Below are 23430 nucleotides of genomic sequence, written 5' to 3'. Positions count from 1 at the left end.
TGATATACGCACGGAGGACCCTTTGCGCAGCAAAGGATCCTCTCAAGCACTACATTCGATAGGATATTACTACACTCCTAACTTTTTGTACAGCATTAGTTGATCAGAAAAAAATGCGCTTCCATTAACCGTTATCACGTTCGGTTCTTTCTAATATTCCAGGAGTATGATAGACTTTTTCTCAAACGGTTTTAGTCAATTTTTTAAATCATTGGAGGGTACTACGTGAGTATAGCAATAGGAATTGATATTGGCGGAACAAAAATAGCATTTGGCTTCGTAGACGAGCAAGGAAACGTTATCGCTAAAGGTTCATTAAAAACGGATCTCCAGATCGCTCCCGCAGACATGCTTGCACAAGTTGCTGACGCGGTAAAGCAGCTGGCCGAGCAAAATGGATTATCACTTGAGACGCTTAAGGGTGTCGGCGTAGGTGCGCCCGGCCCGCTTAATACAATAAAGGGCGAGCTAACTTGCCCGCCAAACTTAAAAAGCTGGTGGGGCTTCCCCGTTGTAGAAACATTGAAGTCACATCTGCCGCTTCCGATTAAAATGGAGAACGATGCAACCGCTGCTGCCCTTGCTGAGAAATGGGTCGGAGCTGCACAGGATTCCGAGCATTTCATCTTTATTACGATAAGCACTGGCATTGGCGCCGGCATCTTTATGCATGGCAAGCTGCTGACCGGATCAACGGGCAATGCCGGTGATGCCGGATTTATGATTATGGACCAAGCCGGCACACCATGGGAAGTAGTCGCCTCCGGCACAGCTGTTGCTCGTCAAGCGACAGAGCTGCTTGGCCGAGACGTTTCTTCCAAAGAAGCATTTGAGCTGGCAGCGCAAGGTGACCCACAAATGTCCGAGCTGGTTAACAGTGTATTTAAAACGATCGGCATGGGCTGCGTATCGCTTATCAATATTCTAGATCCAAACAAAATCGTAATCGGCGGTGGCGTCTCACAAGTAGGCGAATCCCTATTTGCAGCCGTAAGAGACTATGTATCCAAAAACGCGCTTAACCCATCAGGCAGGGAAACCGCTATCGTTCCCGCACTGCTGCAGCAGGACGCAGGATTAATCGGCGCTGCCGCATTAATTCAACAAGCTTACTAAGACGACTGAACTTAAAAAAGAAAGAGCTGCAGTTCGAGGATACAAGCCCTGAACGGCAGCTCCTTTTTGTGTGGTGATAGGTACCTGATAATTGATATTACTGTTTTCAATCATTGGTTTAGGAGGAAAAACTTATGGGGATAGAATGGTACGATAGGATTGCAAGAAGAAATGGCGGATATCGAAGCAATGCCATATTTACGATCGACGGCATTTCTGCTGAGCAAATATTTGAAGAAAGGTTAGTCGAAATGTTGCCTGCCTTTCATTCCGTTCTAGATGCGGGGTGCGGACACGGTGATTTTACACTAAAGATGTCACGCCATGCTAAGTCGATTATAGGGTTTGACAATTCAATCGAAATGATTAAAATTGCTAACTCCATGAAAGATGAGAGCAAATCGGATAATATACAATTTATTTACACTACTACAAAGACCGACTTGCCTTTCTCCGACGGGCAATTTGATCTTATTTATGACAGGCGTGGACCAACATCCATTTTAAATCATAGTAGAATACTCCGCTCAGGAGGTACGGTATTCGGTATACACTCCGGCGCTTTGGACACTGTTAAAGAAAGATTGCATAGTAATGGATTTATTAATATTCAAATTGAAGAGCTTAATCATGCTGTTTTCTATTTTCCAAACAAAAATGAATTTGCTAAGTTTCTCACAGGAATTCCCGGAAATCCAGACTATACTGATCCTTCGTTAAGTAAGCAATTAGAAATCAAGATTGAAGAGAATCAAATAAATGGAAAACTAGGTATGAAAGAATACAAATATATTTGGAAAGCCAACAAACCGTAATTTTAATTTCTAAGCGGCAGCCAAGGCATCTCATTTTAGCATCCATGGCTGCCACAGCTTCTTTATCGTTATTTCACGCGGAGGCCGTTCAAATAAGTCTGTATTACAATGCTCAAGCTTTCATCGATAGCCTGCGGCATGCCAAATCCGCCCTTCTGCTCAATAGAGGCGAATCCGTGCAGCAAGCTGCGCAATCCCCGAACACTGTGAATCGCCTTGTCATACTCAAGCTCATAATAACTAAGCGTCTTAACTAGCAAATCGACAAGCTGCTGTCCAATTGCCACATATTCTGCTTCACCCGCATCCGGCGAGCGTAACGTCAGTTCATACACACCGGGATGTTTCCTTGCAAAATTGATATATGCCGAAGCAATAGCATGAATCGCTTCATCGCCTTCTTTATCCTGTAACGATTCATTTAAAGCTGCATTCAACTTCTGTAAGCCGTAGACAGCCAGCTGTATGCGTAAAGCGTTCAATCCATCCACATGGTTATATAATGAAGGAGAACGAACACCAAGTTTTTTGGCAAGCGTCGCCAGCGTAACTTCTTGAATGCCTAGCTCATCTGCTATGACAGCTGCTTCCTCTACGATAGTCGCCAAATCAAGTCCTCTTCTAGGTGACATAGTATCCCCCTATCTTATCTCTTTAGCTAAGGAACGTTCCGCTTTGGCAATCGCCTTCGCAAGTAAACGTTTGGGCTGCAACAACATGTTGCCGTGGCCTGAAGCGATCAATGAAGGTTCCAAATCTCTTAATCGACGAGCCGTTTCCAAACTCGTTTGTTTATCCCAAGTAGCCATAGCTGGAAATGGAAAAAGCAGTTTCACCTGTCCTGACACCGCAACGCCTGCTCTAGTCTGAAAAGCATCTCCTACGATTAAAATGTCGTTCCTAGTGTCAAGGAATGCCATTGAACCAGGCGTGTGTCCCGGTGCAGCTACCGCAAGCAAGGAACCAACGCGATCACCATCCACCAGTAAAACATCGGGTTTTGTTCGAATATTCTTGGGCAAACCGCCACGAATGGGAACGTTAGGCTCATTAGCATCCAACGTTTGATCACCGCTCAGCAGTCTTGCATCTCTTTTGGATATATACACCTGTACACTTGGAAGCAATTCTTTTAAGGCGTCGAGGGAACCAATATGGTCCGCATGAGCATGTGTTAAAACAATACGATTAATGGGCTTGCCTAGCTGCTTCGCTGCCTGCAGAATAGCTTTGACGTTGTTCGGAAGTGCAGCATCCACTAACGTCAAGCTATCCTCCTCCTCAATTAAGTAACAATTTACTGGAAATACCTTTGGTAAATAGGTCAGCTGCACCACTGTTTTCTCGCGTGTCATTCTCATTGCAATAGGCCCCCTCAACAAAAACTAATGATATTAGCTTTATAATAAACTAACACCATTAGTTTTAGCAAGCCTATTTTTATTTTTTCTGTTCACTATGAAGAAAAGCATCAATTTCTGCCTTGGTGGGAATCGATGATTGGGCACCTATCTTCGTAACGGCAAGTGCTGCTGCTGCTGCTGCAAAGGTTAATGCTTGCTCAGCTGGGCTCCCCTCAGCGCTGGCAGCGGCGAATGCACCGAAGAAAGTATCACCCGCTGCTGTCGTATCAACAGGTTTTACTTTGAATGCTGGTATTGATAACGAGTATCCTTGCTCATTTTGATAAAAGCAGCCTTTCTCGCCTAACGTAATAATGACGTTGTTTGTGCCTTTGCCCATTACCACCTCTGCCGCTGCTTGAGCTGAGGAAACATCGTTTACCGTTAAGCCAGTAACAACAGCCGCCTCGGTTTCATTAATAATTAGAGTATCAATAAGCGGAAAAACATGCTCAGGAATAGCCCTTGCCGGCGCAGGGTTATAAAACACTTTAATGCCGCTGCTGCTCGCACTATTCATGACAGACAACGTCGTCTCCCATGGTATTTCATTTTGAAGCAGCACAGCATGGATATCTGACCACTCTTCATAACCTGCTGCTGCATCCTTCTCTGTCAGTTGACCATTCGCACCCTCAGATAAAACAATATGGTTTTCCCCGTCACCATTTACCGTAATAATAGCGAAACCAGATGTTCCTTGTTTGCGTAATACTTGACTAGTGGAAATTCCATTATCTTGCAATGATGTTATCAATGTTTGTGCAAAAGGATCCTCGCCAACTGCGCCAATCATCGCGCATTTCGCACCTGAGCGAGCCGCAGCAACCGCTTGATTTGCCCCCTTGCCGCCAGGAAAAAACGAAGTGGCTGTACTTGATATGGTTTCTCCTGGGAGTGGGAATTTTTCGACCTGACTAACGATATCCATATTTATGCTTCCAACTACAAGCAATTTCTTCATAGTTTGTTCATTCCCTTCCCTATATAACGATCCGGTTCATTTTTTGAGTGCATGTACCTATTTTAACAGAAGGAGTAGATATTCACATGATTACAGCTTTTATTATCGGCTGCGAGGTAGCGTTTTGGTTATTTGTACTCATCGGATTATTATGCCGTTATATTTTTCGTTTAAAAAAGATTGGAGCTTTATTCCTGATAGCCACACCTCTAATTGATCTGGCATTAATTGTAGCGACTGTCTATGATCTGCGCGGCGGCGCTGAAGCTACTTTCGCCCATAGTCTAGCTGCTATTTATATCGGTGTTTCTATCGCTTGGGGACATCGGATGATTAAATGGGCTGACGAAAGATTCGCTCACCGCTTCGCGAGTGGACCTGCCCCAGCTGGTAAACCCAAGCATGGCAAAGAGCATGCCCGCTACGAACGGAATGGCTGGCTCCATCATTTGCTCGCATGGGTCATAGGCTCAGCCATTTTGTATGGCATGATTATGATGGTCGGCGATGCAACGCGAACAGAAGCATTATTTAATACCCTTCGTTTATGGTCAATCATACTCGTCATCGATTTTTTCATTAGTTTCAGCTATTCCCTCTGGCCACGCGAGAAAAAAGCAGAATCCTGATTGCAGGATTCTGCTTTTCCTGTACTAAAGATGTACTTATCGTGTAATAAGCTGCTCGCGCCGCGGTCCTACCGACACACTTGCGACCTTAACGCCAATCGATTCTTCTACAAAACGAACATATTGCTGCGCCGTCTCAGGCAGCTGTTCAAATGTTCTCACTTGCGAAATGTCGCTGCTCCAGCCTGGCAGTCGCTTAAGTACTGGCTTGGCCGAAGAAAGCGCAGCTGTGACAGGAAATGAATCCTTAATGATTTGTCCGTCCAGCTCATAACCTATGCACACCGGTATTTCTTCTAAGTATCCAAGCACATCAAGATTGGTAAGCGCAACTTCTGTAGCCCCTTGCAGCATGCAGCCATAACGCGTAGCCACCGCATCAAACCAACCCATTCGCCGCGGGCGACCTGTCGTTGCGCCAAATTCTCCCGCGTCACCGCCCAATCGCCGAAGCTCGTCTGCCTCAGCTCCTGAAAGCTCACTCACGAATGGACCCGCTCCTACGCAGCTGGAATACGCCTTAACTACCGCAATAATTCTCGTAATGGCATATGGCGGAAGTCCCGCACCTACTGGCGCAAAACCTGCCAATGTTGACGATGAAGTCGAATAGGGATAGATGCCGTGATCAGGATCACGCAGCGCTCCCAGCTGTCCCTCCAGCAAAATCGACTTTCCAGCTCGGTAAGCTTCATTTAGCAGCTTGGTTGTATCGCAAACGAAAGGCCGCAGCTTCTCAGCTTGCTCCAGCAGCTCTGGCAATAGCTCCTCTGCTTTTATCGGATTTCTGTTGTACAACTGCTCAAGCAGCACGTTTTTGGCCGCTAATGATTGCTCAATTCGCTGCAGCAATCGCGTCTCATCAAACAAATCTGCAACTTGTACGCCAAGCTTCGCATATTTATCTGCATAAAAAGGAGCTATCCCTCTTTTCGTCGATCCGAAGCCGTTTGTCCCAAGCCGTTCCTCTTCCAGCTCGTCAAATAGGCGGTGAATAGACAGTACAACCTGTGCGCGTTCGGATATTCGAATTTGCGGCTCAGGTACTCCTCTTGCTAACAGCTCTTCCCTCTCCCGCAGCAGCACCTCAATATCCAAAGCCGTACCTGGTCCAATGACATTCGTAATCTCTGGATAAAAAACACCCGAAGGCAGCATATGAAGCGCAAACTTACCGTAGCTGTTTATAATCGTATGCCCCGCGTTGCTGCCTCCCTGATAACGTACGACATATGCGGATTTAGCTGCTAGCGCATCCGTCATTTTCCCCTTGCCTTCATCTCCCCAATTTGCTCCCACTATTGCGGTTACCGTCAATTCAATCGCCTCCTAATGTTGTTATTGCCCTTTAATGTTTATTATAATGAATGAAGCGACATTAAAATAATTGATATTACTAATATAAGATATTAGGTGGGATAATGACTTTGATCGTAAATATGGAGTGGTATCGTGTCTTTTATTGGACAGCTAAGACAGGAAGCTTATCACGTGCTGCAGAACAGCTTTATATTACACAGCCAGCCGTCACGCATACAATCAAGCAATTAGAAGGCAAATTGGGCGGACAGCTTTTTTTTCGCATGGCAAAAGGGGTTAAGCTTACGACAGAAGGTGAAGTTCTCTTTCGGTATATCGAGCAAGCGTATAGCTTCATGGAAACAGGGGAAAAAATGCTTGCGGAAATGCACAACCTGCAAAGCGGTGAAATCAGTATCGGTGCTAGCGACACCTTATGCAAACATTATTTGATGCCGTATCTGGAGCAGTTTCATAAGGAATATCCTGATATTCGCATTCGTGTGACGAATCGAACAACACCTGAAACCATAACACTATTGAAAGAGGGAAAGATTGATTTTGGTATCGTACATATGCCTGCTTCTGACAGACAGTTGGACCTTCGGATAAGTGTGCCCCTGCAAGACATTCTCGTCGGTGGCCCCGCCTATTCGTCTCTTGCTGATAGCGCTATGAGGCTTGAAGATATTAGCAAACACCCGTTGTTGCTTTTGGAAAAAGGAGCTGGCACTCGCCAATTCCTTGACGAGTTTGCCGCAGCGCATGGTATCAAGCTCGTTCCAGAGCTTGAGCTCGGCAGCATGGATCTGCTTGCAAAGTTCGCACGAAGCGGCTTCGGGCTTGCCTTCCTCGTTCGCAGCTATGCCGCTGATGAACTAGCTTCACGCGAGCTCGTCGAGATCCCGCTGCTCCCGCCTATTCCAGCACGCAGCATCGGCATAGCTACCTTACGCGGTGTTCCGCAGTCCGCAGCATCTAAACGATTTTTAGAGCTGCTGCCTTAATTGCTTAGCAACTCCCTTCTCTGCTCGCTGCCGAAAATTATAGTACCGTACTCATATGCCCAATCACACCACTGATCTCTCACGCATCCGTAGCGTCTACATTGTACTCTATACAATGCAGATCCCCCGTTGAAATGATTGTTGGCCAATCGCTGCAGTTTGTGCAATAGAATGACTCATACTCGCCCAATAAGTCAGTTTAAGACCTATTCTATTGCATTTTCTGCAATGCAGCTTCAGGCGACCGTCTCCATGTCAGGTTTCTATTGCAAAAAGTGCAGTAGTCACCTGTGCTATGCTGCATTGTAAACCCATAAAAAAACGTCCTATTTTAAATAGGACGTTCGGGTTGCATATCTTTTTTTCTCGCCGGTATTGTAATTGAAACCGAGGTGCCGACTCCTCTTTTGCTAACGATCCGTACGCCATACTCTGCTCCAAAGTGAAGCTTGATCCGCTCATCCACGTTACGAACCCCGTAACCTACATTCAATCTCTCAACGGGATCGGACATCTGCCGTAAAATCTCGGGATTAATACCAACGCCATCATCAATGACTTGAAAGGTAATCATCTCGCCCTCCAGCTTCCCTACAATCCGAATATTAATCCGCTCTCCATACCAAGCATGCTCAAGCGCATTTTCAATAAAGGGCTGTAAAATAAGCTTTACGGTCGTGAATCTCAAAATATCCGGATCAATGTCAAACCAGATTTGCATGCCGTCTTCGAATTTCGTCTTCTGAATATTAATGTAGGCATTAATCTGCTCCAGCTCATTGCGAATGGGGATAACGGTTCTCCCTTCATTCAGAGACAATCGGTAAAACTTAGCTAAATCGAGCACCATTCGCTGCAGCTTATCTACTTGTCCAAACTTAGCCAATCGACTGATCGAGGACAACGTATTATATAGGAAATGTGGATTGATTTGCGCTTGCAGCGATTCCAGCTCCGCTTCCTTTTTCTTCATATTCGTCATATATACTTCTTGGATTAACCCATCGATATTATGACCCATTTCGTTTAAAGCAAAGGAAATGCGCGTAAATTCATCCTTCCCTTTAAAATGAATCTTTTTCTTGAAATTTCCTTCTTGAAAGGCATCCAGCACACGAACGATTTTGATTACCTTACGGGAATAAAAACGAGAAATATACAAGCCTGCAAGTGAAAATACGACAAAGCAAGCCAAGCAAATTAAAAAAGTCCATAACCTCACCTTATTGGTCGCTTTATCCATTATATCGGCCGGAACAAGTGCGAGCAGCTTCCAATTCAGGTGTGGAATTTTTTCCTCGACGACCCAATAGTTCGCCATATCCTCTTCGCTAAGTGATTCACCGAGATTAAACATCGTATCACCGGAGGAGAACATTATTCTTCCATTCTCGTTTATTGCAAAAATTTTAGTTCCTTGGCCGATTTTCTCTGATTCAACGCTCTCCAGCAGATCTGTAAGTCTCAGGCTAATTCGAACGAAACCAATTTCCTCGAGCATAATTGGATCGTTCATATTAACAAGTCTTCGCAGCAAGGATATATGCCCGAATTTCGAATCCCCCTCGACCTGCTTCCATTGCATGGTCTCTCCATACCTCTCCACGGGATATTCCAAATACCATGCCCTGTCCTTAATTCTAGAAATATGATACAAATCGAATAATGGCCCCTCCGCGTTAAGCGGATCGGTATTATTATAATTGTGATAGATTTCCGGCAATGTATTGTTATGTAGATAGACTGCTAAGCGCATTTTATTGCTTGCCGCTTCCACTGTTGTTTGCATTTTTGGAAGGAGCTGCTTCGTCGTGGCTTCGTAGCTAACCCAGCCTTCCTCATAATGACGCAAGTAAGATGCAAGATTACTGTCAAAATAAAGCATGCCTGAAATACGTGAGACATCCTCCATTTTGTACATAATATTATCCTTCATCTGAGTCAGTGTTCCATAATTGATCTCGCGAGTCCGCTCTTGAATCGAGCTTGTAAAAATAACATTCGCTGCATAGCCAATAAGGATTACCGGTACCATGATAAACAAGCTGTAGGTGAGCATGATCTTAATCCCAAACGGAATATAACGATGCTCTTTCTTGTGTATGGTCATTTTCGTCTAAACTCCAACGGCGTCATGCCGTACATTTCTTTGAATTGTTTGCTGAAATATGGCAAGTGACGATAACCTACTCGATCAGCTATCTCATAAATTTTCATATTTGTGGTTTTGAGCAGCTCACATGATTTTTCCATACGCAGCTGAATGAAATACTCACTGAAGTTTTTACCTGTTTCCTCTTTAAATATAAGTCCAAGGTAGTTCGGTGATAAAGAAAATTGCTCCGCCAAATCACGCAATGTAATATTATCATGTGTACGTTCTTTCATATAATCAATCATTTGCTTAATAAGCTTCCAATTTTTTTTGTGCTTATTGGCCTGCAAAGTCTCAGATATTTCATAGACCCTACGTCTTAGCCATACGTGAATGTCATTGATCGTCTCAAACTGCATAATGATATCGTAATTATTCAGCTCCATGCCAAGCAGCTGAAATACATTTTCATTCGTTCTTTGCAAATAATTATCAAGCTTCATTACGATGTAAAGCGCATAATTTCGCAGCGTAAACTTCGACTTTAAGTTTTTTGCAACCTGAAATAAGTCGTCCAGCTCATCATGAATGTGAACAAGCTCATAACCCGACATGGCATCAAACAACGCTTCTAGTTTAGCATCGAGATGCTTAACATCCTCTTTCTCTGCCGATCTGACCTCGCCATGGCCAATTACTTTACCTTTGCCGTAGAACATTTTCAAATCCAATGCCTCTACTGCCTGACGATAGGAAGTTGATAATTCGTTGATCGAATCACATAATTCACCAACACCTGCGGTAATGGAAAACGTATGCTGTTCATTGACTCGATTAACAATCTTCAATGGCAAAGAATCATGATCCGATTGCTCGATCAGAAGCGCAACCCTAAACTTACTGATTTTACAAATATGCTGAATGCCAAACTCCTTGCAGATCGATACTAACTGCGGTATCTCATCCTGCTCGGCGCGAGTCTCGTCGTTTAATTTCCAAGACAAATCATCCACTTCAATTACGGCTACTAAACCTGGATATACAAAACGACTCATCTCATATTCATGATTGAGTACCTCAATGGTCTTGTCGTCGCTGGTTCCTTCAAGCAATTGCAGCAAATATTCATTTTTGACGATCGGCACCATCTGACCATATGCATTCTGTCTTTCTTGTTCCTGATCCAAAACATCTCGAACCTTAAGCAAGGAATCAATAAGCTCCTGATCATCCATCGGCTTCAGCACATAATTGACAGCATTTAGCGACAACGCCTGCTTTACATAGCTGAAATCTTGATAACCGCTTACGAAAATAATTTTAATATCCTTTGACATCTCAAGTGCACGTCTAGCCAGCTCAAGTCCCGTCATATTAGGCATACGCACGTCGGTAACGAGAATATCTATTTTTTCAGTATCAAGCACTTTACAGGCATCAAATCCGTTCATCACACCTGCTACGATTTCCATACCGAGATCTGTCCAAGGAATAAAGGCACGCATACCTTCCAAATCCAGCTTTTCGTCGTCCGCTAGCAATACTTTATACATGATGTTATCAGCTCCAATTAGGAAAAGGCTTAACGTACATCGAGCATTTCTTCGTACTATTAAAACGTAAAAACTCGGGTACACTAAAAATCTTAGTATACCCGTCGTTTTTACGAAAAGCTATGGCTTATTCAGCTTTCATTTTTGCAAGATTGGCTTGCCATTTTTCTGTTTTGAATGCTAGCAATTTATCATAACCAGCTGCTTGAGCATCTTTTTCGCCTTTATCAAGAATAGCTAGTACTTCAGCATCATTTTTAGCGAACAATGCTTTTGCTCTAACCTCTAGGAACAAGTCCTCGATACGTTGACGAATAATACCTTCTTCAGTATCCGGTTGTGGATCGATGTTAATGAATTCTGTAGCATTCGATTGCGTTTTCCACGTAACTTCACGTTGGTAACGAGTAGACCAGTTTTGCTGTTCTACCGGCAATGACTCTTCAAATTTCGCTTTCGTTGTATCAAGGAATACCGTGTTACCAACCCAGTTCAGGTTCGTTGTAATCGCTTGAAGCTTAGCAAGACCACTTGCATCAGAAGTATATTTTTCTGTGAACTTCGGTGTTTCGCCGTCAGCTTCTACGCCATCCCAATAAATTCCTGGAGGTCCCCACATCAAAGCACTTTGTCCTTCAGGACCAGTCAACCAGTCATAGAAAGCGAAGATTGCTTCTGGGTTTTTAGCACTTTTCGTAATAACTGTTACGTTCCAGCCTAACATACCATACGTACCAGGGAAAACTTTATCCTTGTCAACGCCATCTTTATGAATCGGCCAGATCATGAAATATCCAGCTTCTGGATCGTTTTTCGTAAGTTCAGCATGTGCTTGCATCGCAATCTCAGTAGGGCTTGCTGATGCAAATACAGCTACACGGCCAGTCATTACTTTTTCCGTAATTTGGTCAACCGTTTGAGTCATTGCATCTTGTGTAATCAATTTTTCACGGAATAGCTTGGAAGTGTACTGCATTGCTTCACGGTACTCAGGATCAAGGAAGATGGAAGTCAGCTTGTCACCGTTAGGCACAGCACGCATACCTGGGAATTTCTGATCGTTTTCTTTGAATGCAGAGTACAATACATCAAGACCTTGTCCATCTTTTGCTAAATGCGGCTCGTAAGGAACAACATTCGGATATTTTTCTTTAACTAGCTTCAAGTAGTTGTAAAGATCGTCCGTTGTTTCAAGCTTAGGAGATCCAAGTTCTGTGTAGATCTTTTTGTTTACAACATAACCAGCGTTGCCGTTAGGTTGTTTTGTATACCAGTTAGGGAATTGATAAAGCTTGCCATCTTCCGAACGAAGCATGTTGATGCCTTCTTCGCCCAACCATTTTTTCAAGTTCGGATATTTATCAAGATAATCATCGAATGGTACGAGTAGATCAGCTGTGCGCAATTTCTCAACATCGACGCGCTCAAGCCAGATCGCATCAGGAAGATCGCCAGTTGCAATCATCGTATTTAGCTTTTGTGGAGCTGCACCACCGGAGTGGATTGGTTTTACGTTTACTTTCTTTGTATCTCTAATCCAAGTACTTGTAATGTCGCCGCCCCATGCTGGCATTGTGTACCAGTCATAATGGCCATAAAGGGTAAAATCAAGCTGCTCCTTGCCAAGTTCATAAACTGATGCAGGCTTATTGCCACTGTTTTCCTCCGGTTTGTTTCCTGTTTCTCCGTTTTCTGTTTTACCGGAATTACCGCTACAGCCTGCCATTAAAGAAACGGCCATAAATGCAGAGACGATTGGGACGAGTAGTTTACTTTTCTTCATCTGTTTATTATCCCCTTTCAAGCACATTTTTATATGTTCAAAGCTTTCGCTCTAAACCACATGTCTTAAACTGCCAACTACTCTTTCAGTGATCCAACAAGAACACCTTTGACGAAATATTTCTGAACGAATGGATACACCATAATGATAGGAATCGTAGCAACCATCATCGTCGCCATAGACAACGACTTGCTTGTTACCGTTCTCATTTTGGCTAATTGTCCCTGCGCAGCAGAATCAAGCTGCGACATTTGATCCGATACGATATTAGAGTTCAAAATCTGCTTAAGCATCGTTTGTATAGGAAGCAGCTTCTCGTTGGTAATGTAGATACTTGGACCAAACCAATCATTCCAATGAAAAACAGCCGTGAAAAGCGACAACGTTGCAATAACTGGACCAGAGAGCGGAACAACAATTCGGAAAAAGATACCCCAGTTGCCGCTTCCATCGATTTTCGCTGATTCCTCAAGTCCTGCAGGCAAGCCTTGGAAGAAAGTGCGGAAGATGATCATGTTCCATACGCTAACTAGTGATGGAATAATGAATACCCAGAATGTATTCATTAGGTTAAGCTCACGAATGAGCAAGAAAGAAGGAATAAGTCCACCACTAAAGTACATCGTAATGATACACAAAATCATGTAAAACTTACGGCCCATCAGTTCTTTCTTCGAAAGGCCATATGCGAATAATGCCGTTATAAATATGGATGCGATTGTACCGACAACCGTCCGAGAGATCGAAATCAGAAACGCAGTTACCAAACGCTCATCCTTGAATACGATACCGTAGTTTTCCAAGGTCCAATCACGAGGCCAAAAGGTCACGCCCCCCATTGAGGTGTCTATTCCGCTGTTGAAGGAAATGACTAGTGCATTCCAGAATGGATAAAATGTCATAAAAGCTAATAACGTTAGTAAGATGTAGATGGTCACCGTCATCACGCGGTCTCCAAAACTGAGCCTGATCACTGCATCATCCGCCTTTCCGGGCTAATTGTATAGTTTACCACAAGCTGCTGCCGGCCCTGCGTGCCAGAAAGTTCGCCATTGTCAAAAGTCCTACGCTGATAACGGCTTTGAACAATCCGACCGCTGTAGCGTATGAGTATCTAGAGCTTTGTATCCCGACTCGATAAACGTACGTATCGATAACATCTGACACGTCCCTGAGTACAGGGTTAACGGCAAGCAATAGAATATCTTCGAAACCTGCATTCAGTAGATTTCCGATCGCCAGAATCATGAAAATGAGGACAACTGGCATGATCGAAGGCAATGTGATCAAAAAGATTTGTTTAAACTTGCTAGCGCCATCCATCGATGCTGCTTCATACATACTTGGATCAATACTTGCTATTGCTGCTAAATATACGATGGAACCAAACCCGATTTCCTTCCAAACCCCAGTCGAAACGAGGATGGACCAGAATAGTTCTGGAAGTGACAAGAAGTTGATCGGTTCATCGATAAAGTTCATGTTCTCAAGGACGATGTTAATGCTTCCATTGTCCGTAGAAAGCATCGACATAATGAGTCCCGCAACGATTACCCATGACATAAAGTGAGGCAGGTAACTTACCGTTTGTACCAGTCGCTTAAACATTAAGTTTTTCACTTCGTTAAGCATAAGCGCCAGCAAAATGGGTGCCGGGAATCCAATAAAAAATTTCAACAAGCTTATGATGACCGTATTTCGCATGACCTTGAAAAACTCCGGAGAGCTGAAGAACATGTCAAAATGTTTCAATCCGACCCATTCGCTTGCCATAAAGCCTTTGAAAATGCTGTAATCTTGAAAAGCCATTAATATGCCATACATCGGGATGTAACTAAACACTATGATTAGTAACAATGCTGGCAATACCATCATTTGAATATCCCATTGCTTTACGAAACGTAGAAACGCATTTTTAGTTTTAGGTTTTGGTTTTTTCAGTAATTCTTCATTAACGGATAGTTGCGCCACTACTCAATCCCCCTTGCTCTAGTTGTTCTACTAGTATTTTATCGTGATCATAAACACACTAATAGCTATCTGAACAACTAAAAATGATACTTTTCAATCATTGGAGTAAGCGCAATCATTAATAAGTATAAAAAAGCAGATCGAGGAAACTTCTCGATCTGCTTTATATTTATTTCATTTTGCATCATGTCTGCCGTAGCTGGCAGCAAAACGCTTCATTTTTTTATAGGCTGGAGGATCTAGTTTTTTAAGGGGATGAAATTGCGGATGATTGGAATTCACCTCAAGAACCCATAAATGCTGCTGCTTATCAAAAGCAAAGTCGATGCCAAACTCATGCATACCTGAACGTTTTTTGCTTAATGCCTGAGATATTTTTAAAGCCACAATGCTAAGTCTTCTTATCCGCTTGTTTGTAACTTTAGTAGAGAGGCCTTGCTTTGCTCCGAGTTTTTTCATTGAATATATAGCCCCGCCTTGATAATAGTTCGTTACGATTTTATGGTGAGCTCCTACCTTTACCATAAAGCCCGTACAAACCCACTTCCCTTTTGGCTTTCGCTGAACCATCGCCCGAATATCGTACGGACAACCATTCACCTGGTCTAATGATATCCCTTTTTGAATGATGAGCTTGCTTGATTTCTCTCTCTTTAATTGCTTATAAACATCTGAAACGGAATGATAATGTCTCTGTATTTGTTTTTTCTTAACGATCGAATACAGCTCATATCCCGAATCGACCCGTTCCAGCTTAAAAATGCCCATTCCGAGCGAGCCTACGTCAGGCTTCACATAAATGGTGTCATAATGGCTCAGCATCATCTGCAAGTGATCACGATTGAATGAAACGGTTTGCGGCACATATCGCTTCAGCTTCTTATTGGCGGATAAGTATTTGCAGACGCGCAGTTTTCCTCTTATATTGCGGCTAGCATACTTTTTTTTATACACAAATGTTCACCTCATCTTACTGTATGAACGGATGAACGATAACAATTGTACGAACGTTTATAGACACCAAATATACTAAACCCATATTTCTTCCAACCGTTTCGAACATTTTTATATTATTCACGTTATAATGTAGTTAATATAATCGAAGGGTGTGTCGAATAGTAATTATGAGTTGTTGGACATAATAAAATTGGAAGGTAATCGTTTAAATCAAATAGATTCATAGACTTGTGTGAGGTATATATCATGAAAAGCGGGGCAATCAAATGAAAATCTTTCAAAAAATAAGCAATGAGGCTCTTTTATACCGTATTATTCTAGCAGTAGTTGTTGTGTTTTTCATTGCAATAGGAACATTCGTTGCATTTCAACAAGGCCATGATTTGTATTTAGGAAATTTCGAAGAATATAATAATGATGACGTAAAATATATTCGAAGTGCCGAGACATTGCTTAATGACGGGAAATTTATTTATCACAAAGTAGAAGATTCAACTGTGTTTATTATGCCTGCCCTTACGATGGTGTTGGCCTTATGTATGAAGATATTTGGATATTGGAGTGGTATTACTGCATTCCGTATTCTTCAAGTTTTAATGATGGCAGGAACTATGATTCTTGTTTATCAAGTTTGTCGTCGATTTTTCCATGAACGAATTGGGGTAATCGCAATTATATTGTTTGCTTTGTATGCACCAAATTATATGGCTGCGAATTTGATTTTGACCGAATCCATCGGACAGTTATTTTTATGGTTGTTTATTTATACGGGGATTGTCGCTGTTGATAAAAAGAAATTAACCTGGTTCGCCATTGCAGCAATCAGCTTAAGTATCGGGATATATGCAAGACCAAACTTTGCATTACTGCCGGTAGTATTTTTGATCTACATGCTTTATAGAGGATATAAAATAAAAGAGATCGTAAAACCAGCTATTGTTGTAGCAGGGGTAATACTAATTTGCATATCCCCTTGGTGGATAAGAAACGCTGTTGTATTTGATAAATTCATACCACTTACGCTCTCGTCCGGCAATCCATCTGTATTAGGAGCTATGATAGATTGGAGATATCCAGCTGGTGCAGAAGAAAAATTCAAAGATGACTTTAAGCGATTAGGCGAAGCGAAAGATGCTATAGAATCCAATGAAATTCAAGTTGAGCTTGCAAAAAAAATTAGAAATTATGGATTTGAAACGGATCGTAATCGATATATTAAACATTACACCGTCGATCGGGTAGTCGATATGGTCAAAGTTCCATATTATTGGAAGCCCGTACTTCATATTTCGAAACCCATCGTGGGAGTATATCATTACGTGTTGCTATTGCTCGGAATAATCGGAATGTTGATGACTGTTGTTTTAAAAAGTAAACGAAAAGAACTTTCTATATTGATAATAACCATTCTATATTTCATTTTTACTTCGCTGCCATTTATTACTTTTGAACGATACGGTTATTTCTTAATGGCTTTCATCACGATATATGCAGCATATTTACTTCATAAGCTTTATGAAGTAGTAAGTTCAAAAAAGAGGAAACCTTTAAGAGAACGTGGATAGTTTCGAACCCTCCCAAACCCTCCCTTCCAAGGGAGGGCCCCAAGGGCTGCGCCCTCTGGACACCCGCAATTGGACTAACGTTGGAGCTAGTCATGCGCTTGGTGGGGACGCCTGTGTTGGAACGCTTTCGTCCATGCGGACACGCTTTACTTTGGTGGATTACATTTGATTACTTTACTACCAGACCTTTAAATCCGTTACTACCACACCTTCAAGGCGTTACTACCAACCTTCAAAGGCGTTTCGAACCCTCCCAAACCCTCCCTTCCAAGGGAGGGCCCCAAGGGCTGCGCCGTCTGGACACCCGCAATTGGACTAACGTTGGAGCTAGTCATGCGCTTGGTGGGGACGCCTGTGTTGGAACGCTTTCGTCCCTGCAGGACACGCTTTACTTTGGGAGGGAGCACAACCCTCTGATTACTTTTATTTAACCCTAATTGGTTATCCTAGCGGATATTTAATCAGGGTTTTTCTTATTTGTCAGTTACGTTGCAGTTTGTGCAACGTACGGGGGCTTTATTAGTTAGTTAATGGGTTACGTTGCAGTTTGTGCAATAGAATGGGGTAACTTGGAGCGGATAATCGTTCGTGGAGATTATTCTGTTGTATTTTTGCAGTGTAGGGGCGTAATTGGGGGTTGATGTCAGGTTTCTATTGTATAAAGTGCAACAGAGGCACCTAGCGCTGAGCTAGGTGCCTCTGTTTGAGATATTGTTATGATTGAGCTTAGTTTACTGGTTATTCTTTTACCGAACCCATGACCAGACCTTTGACAAAAAACTTTTGAAGGAATGGATATACGATTAGTATCGGAAGAGCGCCGATGAAGATTTGGGCTGATTTTACTGTTTTTTGTGAGATTAGCGCTAAATCAGCTGGATTCATACTCATCGAGCTCATATCGCGCTGGATGATGACCGTCTGGAGGAAAGTCGCCAGCGGATAACGCTTTGGATCTCCAATATAAAGCAGACCGTCAAACCAGGAGTTCCAATGAAATACCATGCTGAACAAAGCAAGCGTCGCGATGGCTGGCAAAGAAACAGGAAGATAGATACTAAACAATGTACGGAAGTGGCCTGCTCCGTCAATCAGTGCTGCTTCTTCCAGCTCCTTAGGTACGCCGCGGAAGAAGTTGAGCATGAGGATGGTTAAGAATACATTAACCGCGCCGGGAAGCACTAGAACCCAAAAGTTGTCCATGAGACCAATCTTTTGAATGACCATATAGAATGGGACAAGTCCCCCATTGAAGAGCATCGTGAATACGAATAGCCATGCATAAACATTTCTGCCGCGGAATGCGGAGTTTTCTTTGGATAACGGATAAGCAGCCAAGAAAGCTAACACCAAGGTCAACAGTGTTCCGATTACCGTCCTTTGCACGGCAATCCACATCGAGTTTAGAAAGATTGGATTACTCGTCGTTTTTCTGTAGGCTTCCAATGTGAAATCGACCGGCCACAGGCCGACGATATTAGCATCAGCAGCCGCTTTGGCACTAAGCGATACGGCAAACACATGCAGCAGCGGAATCACACATAACAGTGCAAGAACGATCAATAGGATTGTATTAAATGTGTTGAAAATACGATAGGATGGTGATTTATGATACATTCGGCAGGTCCTCCTTTATCAAAAAATTCTGTAATTCGCTAGTTTGTAAGCAAGGCGATATGAAATGACGACTAAAACAAAGCTGATAACCGATTTAAACAATCCGATTGCAGTACCAAAGCCCATTTCACCACTTAGAATAGCTGTGCGGTATACAAACGTATCAATAATATCGCCCTTCGCGTAAACCAATGAATTATAAAGGTTGAAAATTTGATCAAAGCCCGCATTAAGCACGTTTCCGAGCGCCAGCGTACCGACTACGATAGCAATCGGAATCATCGATGGAACCGTAATATGAAGCGTCTGCTTCCAACGGCTTGCGCCATCCACCTCCGCAGCCTCATATAGCGAGGGGTTAACGTTGGCAAGTGCGGCAAGGAACACAACTGTTCCGAAGCCAAACTCCTTCCATACATCAGAGAGAATAACCGTAAACCGGAACCAATCGCCATCGCCTAAGAAGAAGATCGGTTCTATACCGAATATTCCTGTCAGGAGACGGTTCACTAACCCGCCTTCTGTTGATAGAAGATCCGTAAGAATACCGCCCAAAATAACCCAAGATAAAAAATGTGGCAAATAGACAAGCGTCTGTACGAAACGTTTTACAAGCTGCTTTCTAATTTCGTTCAAAAGAATAGCGAATACGAATGGAGCAAAGAGGTTCAGTACCATTTTGAAAATGGCAATGATTAGCGTGTTCCAGATTACTTGCAAACTGTCTTCCCTCTCGAACAAATAGCGGAACTGATCCAGTCCAACCCATTCCGAACCTGTCAGGCCGAGCCATGGTTTATAATCCTGAAAAGCCATTACAAGTCCACCCATTGGCAAATAAGCGAAGATGATTAGAAAGGCGAGGGATGGAAGCACCATAAGATGAAATGGCCATTGCTTTATGAGGTAATAAAACAGCGGTTTTCCTTTTGATTTGACAACAGATACCGAAATGTCATCTTGTTGAATAATTTGCTGCTGAGACATATTTTGTTCCTCCCACTGGATGAAATATAGAACGCAATCAGCCTGTCATGGCACGTATGCATCGCGTTCCTTATATAAAAATTATATCAGCGTCCGAAAATTTGATGTAGCTAACAAACCCAACATTCATGGCACAAATGCAACCACTTTTACGGTAATGCAAGGGAAGTTAGCTTGCTGCATCACAAAAAAATGCGGCCCCTCAGGGACCGCATTTCGTAAGCCTTATTTCACTACGCTCGTATACCACTCATTAACTTCTTTAGTCATATCGTCGCCGCCGGATGATTTCCAGCTTTTCACGAATTCATCAAACGCTTCAACTGGTTTAGCACCATAAATGATCTCATTAAACGTTTGAGCTTCGATTTTTTTCAAATAGTCCATACGTGATTTCATTGTTTTGGTAGGCGGACCTACAAACATATCCTTCTTAGAAATCGCATCTTGCTCCATGACGATGGTTGCGGCAAGCGCTGTTTCCGGACCGTATTGCGCAACGACTTCTTTCTCTCGATATGTCTTCGCTTCTTTGCCTTCCGCTAGGTTAAGCAGTGCTTTAAACTGTGCGTCAGGAATACGTGCTCCGTCACGTACAATGAAATAACGTAGGGGAGCCGTAATTGCGCCGCCAGGAACATCATCCAGATACAGCGGTTTGCCGTTAGCATCAAGCGCATAATCATAACCTTCAAAAGCGCCTAGCTCGAATGGGCTTCCTTCTTGCGGGTCAGCTAGGTTATCGAATAGATAGTTCTCGTAAGTAAAGAAAGCTTCCGGGTTTTTCATATCTTTATTGATAAGAATAACACCATTCACAAATGAAGTTCCGTGACGCATTGCTTTACCGTCTTCACCTGTAGGAATAGCATAAGGCTTCCATACTGCGCCTTCAGCATTTTTCGCCGTATCCAGCAGCGGCCAGCCGCTCATCCAATAAGGTCCAGGAATAATGCCTGCTGTGCCAGCTACAGCCGGTTCAGAGGTTTTGTTCTCATCCCACAGCGCTGCTTCTTTCGGAATATAACCTTTGTCGCGCCATTCTTTCAGCTTAATTAGGCCTTGCTTCATGCCTTCGTTCGTAGAGCCATACTCCAATGATCCATCCGCTGCTACATTCCATTGTGCAGGAAGTGTGCCATATGCGCCAAATACCCATGATGGGTCGCCCATCCAAGTATTCATTGACGTTTTAAAGCCAACGCTTAGCGGAACGACTTTTTCTGGTGATAACCCTTGTGGATTATTGTTTTTAAAAGCTTCCATTACCGCTTCCAGCTCAGCAATCGTTTTTGGAGCCTTCAGATTAAGCTTATCCATCCAGTCTTGACGGATCCATAACACATAATCGTTGTTGTAAGCATAATCAAGTAAAGGGATACCTATCCGCTTTCCGTCACGCATATAAGCGTTCCATACGCTCGAATCAAGATTCATTGCTGCTTTCCATTTCTCGCCGGCATATTTATCGAACAGCTCGCCTGCATCTTGGAACATGCCGGAGTCAATAAGATCTTGTGCGAGCAGTTTGTCGCCAACGACTGCAACATCCGGCATTTTTTGACCGGAGGACATCGCTAGGCGCATCTTTGTGGCAAATGCTCCATTGGTATCCGTAACCGACCAGAGCGAATCTACTTTAATACCGAGCGTATCCAGCGCCCATTTCGTTGCAACGTTGTTTTCAATTGTTTCTCCCTCGCGGAAGGTAAGCGCAGGATCTACTCCCCATACGGTGGAGATCGTTACTGGCGGATCATATTTTTCTTTGTAAGGGTTTTCCTCATTGCCCGCGGCAGAGTTGTCGCTTGGCTTATTAGTCGGCTCTGTCTTGTTGCCGCTGTTCGAGCAGCCAACGATGGCAGATACGATTAGGAGCATACAAAGCATAAACGTGTACCGTTTCTTTGTTTTCGTATTCATTGTAATCCCCCTCATGATTATGTTCTACATGTTCAATTATAGGCTTAGGGGCAATTTCAGCCTATGACACAAAGCGAACATATCAGCACCTTTTACAACCACTTTACTGTTCGCGAAACTCCTGAGGTGTCATGCCATAATATTTTTTGAAAGTCTTGCTAAAATATTGCGGGTTCTGATAACCAAGCTCACTCGTAATTTCATATATTTTTTTATTCGTATTTTTCAGCAAATAAAGCGCCCGCTCCATCTTCATTCCGATGATCCATTCACTTAAGCTTTCTCCCGTTTCCGCTTTAAATACTTTCGAGAGATAGACCGGATGAAGAAATACACGATCAGCAATCGTCTTTACGGTCGTATCCAGACTTAGGTTGTTCGCAACGATTTCCTGCACCTGCTTAACGATAAAGCTTTTTGAGCTCTCCTCTTTCACTGAAAGCTCGCTTTGCAGCTTATGCAGTACACCGATTGACCAATCCTCTAATCGATCAGGCGACAATACAATCGTTTGATCCAAAATAAAATCGATACCCAGCTCATTGATTTGGGATACATATTGCCCCTGCCTATGCGTGATATACATAAATGCATTCGTAAGTGCCAAGTATACCTCGTATAGATGCTCTCTTGAAAATCTCGTATTTTTCAAATCGGCAAAAACATCTTTAATTTTCTGTTCCACCGCATCCCAGCGCTTCGATTCCAGTAATGTAATCATAGTAGGCGGCTTATACAAGCTTTCCATCGATTTAACAAAAGTGTTGTCCTTGCCGGAGCGATCCTCCAAATAATGAATAGAATGCTGTTCTTCGTTGGCAATCATGAACATGGCGCCTAGACCTGAACGATACGCCGTCGTAATGGCATTCGGAAACTCGAACCAGTCCGTCACGACAATTGAAATATCTCCTTTAAGATAATTGCTAACATTGGTGCGAAGCTTCTTGGTTGCATCGGCTAGTATCGTTTTACGTAAATTGCGGCTTTCCACACTGTATTCCGATTTCTCGCCGACTTCATATTTAGGCTGCGCCATAATAAGCAGATATTCATGTGGGGCTTTGCAATGCCACACATGAAAATGCTGAGCAAACGATTCCTCCGCGATATTCCCGACAGCAAACTCCATAAGTGATGAAGAACTATAATCCAAATGCGAAAATTGCTTACCCAGCTGAACGAGCATCATAACGGTTGGGCGTTCAATCTGAAGAGAAATTTCGTATTGCGACAGCTTCTCTTTAATCGTTTTCGGGGAAAGCTGCCTGCCTAACACCAAATCGACCATAAAGTTCGCACGCAGTACCTTAAAATCGGATTTGCGATCATAAAGCAACTGCTGGTATTTTTCGGCCTGCTCCCATTCATCCTTAAGCGCTTCAATAGCTCCCGATATCGTTTTCACAAATTCATCATCATTTACCGGCTTCAAAATATAATCAAACGCTTGCAGCTGAACAGCCTTCTTGGCGTATTGAAAATCAGAATGCCCTGTAAGCAGGATGCATTTGATGTTGGGCCAGCGCTGGCTGATCTCCTGAACGAGCTCAAGCCCATTCATTTCCGGCATAGCGATATCTGTAACAACAATATCTATGGAGTTTTCTTCAAGAAGCTCCAGCGCTTCAAACGCAGAAGTCGCTTGATACACGCTTTTCACGCCAATGGAGAGCCACGGAATGGTCTTTTCCAAGCTTCCTGTAACATACGACTCATCATCAATCAATAAAATTTCAATCATGT

The 23430-nt window shown here is 43.1% G+C and carries 19 protein-coding genes; 5 read left to right on the top strand and 14 right to left on the bottom strand.

All coding sequences use genetic code 11. The features are described 5' to 3' along the window. The first annotated feature begins 225 nt into the window (after positions 1-225). On the top strand, positions 226-1116 hold the full coding sequence (locus AC787_RS02925; protein ID WP_054023417.1) for an ROK family protein: 891 nt from the start codon (positions 226-228) through the stop codon (positions 1114-1116). A gap of 134 nt (positions 1117-1250) precedes the next feature. Beyond that, on the top strand, positions 1251-1931 hold the full coding sequence (locus tag AC787_RS02920) for a class I SAM-dependent methyltransferase (RefSeq protein ID WP_054023416.1): 681 nt from the start codon (positions 1251-1253) through the stop codon (positions 1929-1931). A gap of 68 nt (positions 1932-1999) precedes the next feature. On the opposite strand, the gene AC787_RS02915 is transcribed toward AC787_RS02920, so the two are convergent. From AC787_RS02915 to rbsK, 3 genes are all read right to left on the bottom strand, one after another. Further along, positions 2000-2563, bottom strand: a complete 564-nt coding sequence (locus AC787_RS02915; RefSeq protein ID WP_054023415.1) for a TetR/AcrR family transcriptional regulator — start codon at positions 2561-2563, stop codon at positions 2000-2002. A gap of 9 nt (positions 2564-2572) precedes the next feature. Further along, a complete protein-coding gene (locus tag AC787_RS02910) occupies positions 2573-3292 on the bottom strand; it encodes an MBL fold metallo-hydrolase (protein WP_054023414.1) in 720 nt (239 codons plus the stop codon). A 79-nt stretch (positions 3293-3371) separates the two neighbouring features. Further along, positions 3372-4298: a ribokinase gene (gene rbsK / locus AC787_RS02905; protein WP_054023413.1), complete on the bottom strand. Its 927-nt coding sequence runs from the start codon at positions 4296-4298 to the stop codon at positions 3372-3374. An 86-nt stretch (positions 4299-4384) separates the two neighbouring features. Here rbsK and AC787_RS02900 point away from each other — a divergent pair, with 86 nt between their 5' ends. Beyond that, complete coding sequence (locus AC787_RS02900) at positions 4385-4927, top strand: hypothetical protein (protein ID WP_054023412.1); 543 nt, start codon at positions 4385-4387, stop codon at positions 4925-4927. Positions 4928-4963: 36 nt separating this feature from the next. Here AC787_RS02900 and AC787_RS02895 read toward each other — a convergent pair whose 3' ends face one another. Continuing rightward, on the bottom strand, positions 4964-6244 hold the full coding sequence (locus AC787_RS02895; RefSeq protein WP_054023411.1) for an adenylosuccinate synthase: 1281 nt from the start codon (positions 6242-6244) through the stop codon (positions 4964-4966). A 110-nt stretch (positions 6245-6354) separates the two neighbouring features. Here AC787_RS02895 and AC787_RS02890 point away from each other — a divergent pair, with 110 nt between their 5' ends. Then, a complete protein-coding gene (locus AC787_RS02890) occupies positions 6355-7233 on the top strand; it encodes a LysR family transcriptional regulator (RefSeq protein ID WP_054026865.1) in 879 nt (292 codons plus the stop codon). A 331-nt stretch (positions 7234-7564) separates the two neighbouring features. On the opposite strand, the gene AC787_RS02885 is transcribed toward AC787_RS02890, so the two are convergent. The 6 genes from AC787_RS02885 to AC787_RS02860 form a co-directional block, all read right to left on the bottom strand. After that, complete coding sequence (locus AC787_RS02885) at positions 7565-9343, bottom strand: sensor histidine kinase (RefSeq protein ID WP_054023410.1); 1779 nt, start codon at positions 9341-9343, stop codon at positions 7565-7567. Next, the gene (locus tag AC787_RS02880; protein WP_054023409.1) at positions 9340-10881 is read right to left on the bottom strand and encodes a response regulator; all 1542 of its coding nucleotides are present in this window, start codon (positions 10879-10881) and stop codon (positions 9340-9342) included. The genes AC787_RS02885 and AC787_RS02880 overlap by 4 nt, the downstream gene beginning before the upstream one ends. Positions 10882-11008: 127 nt before the next feature. Beyond that, a complete protein-coding gene (locus tag AC787_RS02875; protein WP_054023408.1) occupies positions 11009-12664 on the bottom strand; it encodes an extracellular solute-binding protein in 1656 nt (551 codons plus the stop codon). A gap of 77 nt (positions 12665-12741) precedes the next feature. Next, positions 12742-13638 carry a carbohydrate ABC transporter permease gene (locus tag AC787_RS02870; RefSeq protein WP_054023407.1) on the bottom strand — a complete coding sequence of 299 codons (897 nt, stop codon included), beginning with the start codon at positions 13636-13638 and terminating at the stop codon, positions 12742-12744. A 34-nt stretch (positions 13639-13672) separates the two neighbouring features. Next, a complete protein-coding gene (locus AC787_RS02865; RefSeq protein WP_054023406.1) occupies positions 13673-14635 on the bottom strand; it encodes an ABC transporter permease in 963 nt (320 codons plus the stop codon). Between the two features lie 174 nt (positions 14636-14809). Beyond that, positions 14810-15589 carry a YheC/YheD family protein gene (locus AC787_RS02860; RefSeq protein WP_054023405.1) on the bottom strand — a complete coding sequence of 260 codons (780 nt, stop codon included), beginning with the start codon at positions 15587-15589 and terminating at the stop codon, positions 14810-14812. 269 nt (positions 15590-15858) lie between these two features. On the opposite strand from AC787_RS02860, the gene AC787_RS02855 reads away from it, so the two are divergent. Then, the gene (locus AC787_RS02855) at positions 15859-17157 is read left to right on the top strand and encodes a glycosyltransferase family 39 protein (protein WP_054023404.1); all 1299 of its coding nucleotides are present in this window, start codon (positions 15859-15861) and stop codon (positions 17155-17157) included. Positions 17158-17895: 738 nt separating this feature from the next. Here AC787_RS02855 and AC787_RS02850 read toward each other — a convergent pair. The 4 genes from AC787_RS02850 to AC787_RS02835 all read right to left on the bottom strand — a co-directional run bounded on the left by AC787_RS02850 (position 17896) and on the right by AC787_RS02835 (position 23428). Next, positions 17896-18774: a carbohydrate ABC transporter permease gene (locus AC787_RS02850; protein WP_054023403.1), complete on the bottom strand. Its 879-nt coding sequence runs from the start codon at positions 18772-18774 to the stop codon at positions 17896-17898. A gap of 18 nt (positions 18775-18792) precedes the next feature. Then, positions 18793-19653 (bottom strand): ABC transporter permease, encoded by an 861-nt coding sequence (locus tag AC787_RS02845; RefSeq protein ID WP_054026864.1) that lies wholly within the window; start codon positions 19651-19653, stop codon positions 18793-18795. 333 nt (positions 19654-19986) lie between these two features. After that, entirely contained in the window at positions 19987-21684 is a 1698-nt protein-coding gene (locus AC787_RS02840; RefSeq protein WP_054023402.1) for an extracellular solute-binding protein, read from the bottom strand. 103 nt (positions 21685-21787) lie between these two features. Further along, on the bottom strand, positions 21788-23428 hold the full coding sequence (locus AC787_RS02835) for a response regulator transcription factor (RefSeq protein WP_054023401.1): 1641 nt from the start codon (positions 23426-23428) through the stop codon (positions 21788-21790). Between the last annotated feature and the right edge of the window lie 2 nt (positions 23429-23430).

It is taken from the genome of Bacillus sp. FJAT-28004 (genome assembly GCF_001280845.1).
GTDB lineage: Bacteria > Bacillota > Bacilli > Paenibacillales > Paenibacillaceae > Pristimantibacillus.
The sequence above is the reverse complement of the archived record's forward strand: the minus strand, read 5'-3'. Positions and strand labels throughout refer to the sequence as shown.

What these genes read in the sequence shown, in the direction of transcription:
- AC787_RS02920 (WP_054023416.1), top strand. Translation starts at nt 1,251, where the DNA reads ATGGGGATAGAATGGTACGATAGGATTGCAAGAAGAAATGGCGGATAT.
- AC787_RS02915 (WP_054023415.1), bottom strand. Translation starts at nt 2,563, where the DNA reads ATGTCACCTAGAAGAGGACTTGATTTGGCGACTATCGTAGAGGAAGCA.
- AC787_RS02910 (WP_054023414.1), bottom strand. Translation starts at nt 3,292, where the DNA reads ATGAGAATGACACGCGAGAAAACAGTGGTGCAGCTGACCTATTTACCA.
- rbsK (WP_054023413.1), bottom strand. Translation starts at nt 4,298, where the DNA reads ATGAAGAAATTGCTTGTAGTTGGAAGCATAAATATGGATATCGTTAGT.
- AC787_RS02900 (WP_054023412.1), top strand. Translation starts at nt 4,385, where the DNA reads ATGATTACAGCTTTTATTATCGGCTGCGAGGTAGCGTTTTGGTTATTT.
- AC787_RS02885 (WP_054023410.1), bottom strand. Translation starts at nt 9,343, where the DNA reads ATGACCATACACAAGAAAGAGCATCGTTATATTCCGTTTGGGATTAAG.
- AC787_RS02880 (WP_054023409.1), bottom strand. Translation starts at nt 10,881, where the DNA reads ATGTATAAAGTATTGCTAGCGGACGACGAAAAGCTGGATTTGGAAGGT.
- AC787_RS02875 (WP_054023408.1), bottom strand. Translation starts at nt 12,664, where the DNA reads ATGAAGAAAAGTAAACTACTCGTCCCAATCGTCTCTGCATTTATGGCC.
- AC787_RS02855 (WP_054023404.1), top strand. Translation starts at nt 15,859, where the DNA reads ATGAAAATCTTTCAAAAAATAAGCAATGAGGCTCTTTTATACCGTATT.
- AC787_RS02850 (WP_054023403.1), bottom strand. Translation starts at nt 18,774, where the DNA reads ATGTATCATAAATCACCATCCTATCGTATTTTCAACACATTTAATACA.
- AC787_RS02845 (WP_054026864.1), bottom strand. Translation starts at nt 19,653, where the DNA reads ATGGTGCTTCCATCCCTCGCCTTTCTAATCATCTTCGCTTATTTGCCA.
- AC787_RS02840 (WP_054023402.1), bottom strand. Translation starts at nt 21,684, where the DNA reads ATGAATACGAAAACAAAGAAACGGTACACGTTTATGCTTTGTATGCTC.
- AC787_RS02835 (WP_054023401.1), bottom strand. Translation starts at nt 23,428, where the DNA reads ATGATTGAAATTTTATTGATTGATGATGAGTCGTATGTTACAGGAAGC.